Genomic DNA, 2221 nt, shown 5'->3' with positions numbered 1-2221 from the left:
AGCTCTGCGGCCGTGGTGCCCTCGCGGCGCAGGGTGCCGACCCGGTTGCCGTCCCGCATGACCGTCAGCGCGTCGCAGACGCTCATCGTCTCGCGGATCTTGTGGGTGATGAAGACGACGCTCATCCCGTCGTCGACGATGGCTCGCAGGGAGCCGAACAGCGAGTCGACCTCCTGCGGAGTCAGGTTCGTCGTCGGTTCGTCGAGGACGAGCACGCGGGCGCCTCGGTAGAGCGCCTTGAGGATCTCGACGCGCTGGCGCAGGCCGACGGACAGCTGGCCGACGCGGGCCCGCGGGTCGACCTTGAGGCCGAACCGGCTCGAGAGCTCGGCGATCCGCTCGGCGGGCTCGTCGAGCTGCATCGTGGGCCAGGACGGGACCTCGGTGCCGAGCACGATGTTCTCGGTGACCGTGTAGGTCTCGACCTGGAGGAAGTTCTGGTGGACCATCCCGATGCCGTGCGAGATCGCGTCGCGCGGGTCGTTGATCTCGACGGCCTGGCCGTCGAGGACCACCGTCCCGGCGTCGGGGCGGTAGAGGCCGTAGAGGACGTTCATCAACGTCGTCTTGCCGGCTCCGTTACCGCCGAGGAGGCCATGGACCTCACTGCGGCCGACGGCGAAGTCCACCTTGTCGAGGGCGACGACTGGGCCGAAGGTCTTCCGGATCCCCTCCATGCGGAGGAGGGGATCCGGAAGCCCGGCCAGCTCGTGGGCTGTGCTGTTCACTTGATCGCAGTCAGGTTCTTCTCGACCGTGATCTTGCCGGACTTGATGTCCTCCACGGCCTGGTTGACCTTGTCCGCGACGCCCGCGTCGACGCCCTTCGGTGACTGGATCGACACGCCCGACTCGAACCCGAGCGGGTAGTAGCCGTTGCGCTGGCCTGCCTCGATCTTGGTCAGCATGTCGTCGAGCGGCTTGGTGAAGTCGTAGATCGTCGACGTCGCGTAGTGCTCCGGGTCGAACTGCGACTTGTCGGTGTACTTCGCGGTGACGAGGACGTTCTCCTTCTTGACCTTGACGGCCTGGAACGCACCGACCATGCCGAGGTTGAGCGAGCCGATGATGACGTCGTTGCCCTGGCCGACGAGCTGCGAGGTGATCTGCTGCGCCTTGGTCGGGTCGTTGAAGTCGCCGGTCCAGACGGGCGTCACGGTCGCGGTGGAGCCGCTGTCCTTGAGCGCCTGCTTGATGGCGTGGACCTCGGAGTACGAGAACGGCAGGGACAGGCCACCGACGTAGCCGATCTTGCCCGACTTCGTCGCGGCGCCGGCCAGGACGCCGATCGGGTAGAAGGCGGTGTGGAAGTTGCGGTCGAGGACCCAGAGGTTCGGGACGTTCTCCTTCGGCTTGTCGTCGAACTCGCCGATGAAGGTCACGTCGGGGTACTGCTTGGCCAGCTTGCTCGTCGCCTCGAAGTACTGGCTGCCGTGGCTCCAGATGACCGTGTAGCCGTCGGCGAGGTACTCCTTCATGACGCGCTCCGCGTCGGGAACGGGGACGCTCTCGGAGTGGGCCGTCTCGGCGCCGTGCTTCTTCTCGGCGTCCTGCAGCGCCAGCAGGCCGAGCGCGTTGTAGTCGGCGTCGGTGGTCGAGCCGGAGAAGATCGCGGCTATGCGCGCCTTCTGGCCCTTGCCGTCCGACGAGCCGGCGGGCTTGTCGCCGTCCGACCCGCAGGCAGCGGTCAGGAGGCTGACGGCGGCCACGGAGGCGGCGACTCGGATGAGGAACGTGCGGGTCATGTGAACTCCTGAGAACGGTCGGCGTCGTCTCTGTCGCCGGCTGAGGGGTGGTGCAGCGGTCCCGATGGGCAGACGATGCCAGTCGGCGAGGCGGACCCGATTCATCAAGAAGTGACAGCCCCGCGTGGGTTTCCTTGTGTGTTGTGCCGATTCGTACGGAGACGTATGCCGCAGAGGCGCCCGCCCGCGCCAGAGGGTGTGCTCCGCACGCGACAAAGTGACCGATCGAGGTAGGGAAAGTGACCGGTCGAGGTAGGGAAACGGGTCAGGAGGTGGCGCGGAGGAGGACGTCCTGCCAAGTGGTCGGTCGCCGGCCGAGCAGCACGGCGAGGGCGTCGCTCTCGTCGGCGAACCCATAGCGGTCATACGCCTCGAACATCGCCACGAGCGCCGCACGACGCTCGTCATCGAGCCCCGATCCAGGTCCGGCAAGCCACTCCTGCAAGGAGATTCGTTCTGCGACGACCGGACGGCCGA

General features: G+C 67.0%; 2 protein-coding genes and 1 pseudogene. All 3 read right to left on the bottom strand.

From position 1 onward, the window contains the following. Positions 1 to 677 (bottom strand): ATP-binding cassette domain-containing protein (locus tag ACTHJJ_RS02455; RefSeq protein ID WP_440301348.1); only part of this gene is annotated, 677 nt, incomplete at its 3' end. A 47-nt stretch (positions 678 to 724) separates the two neighbouring features. Then, positions 725 to 1744, bottom strand: a complete 1020-nt coding sequence (locus ACTHJJ_RS02450; protein WP_440301347.1) for a BMP family protein — start codon at positions 1742 to 1744, stop codon at positions 725 to 727. Between the two features lie 265 nt (positions 1745 to 2009). After that, positions 2010 to 2221 (bottom strand): annotated as a pseudogene (locus tag ACTHJJ_RS02445) (NmrA/HSCARG family protein); the annotation flags it as partial.

The sequence above is a fragment of the Intrasporangium sp. genome, assembly GCF_051961875.1.
Taxonomy (GTDB): domain Bacteria; phylum Actinomycetota; class Actinomycetes; order Actinomycetales; family Dermatophilaceae; genus Intrasporangium_A.
This window is presented reverse-complemented; position numbering and strand designations above follow the sequence as displayed.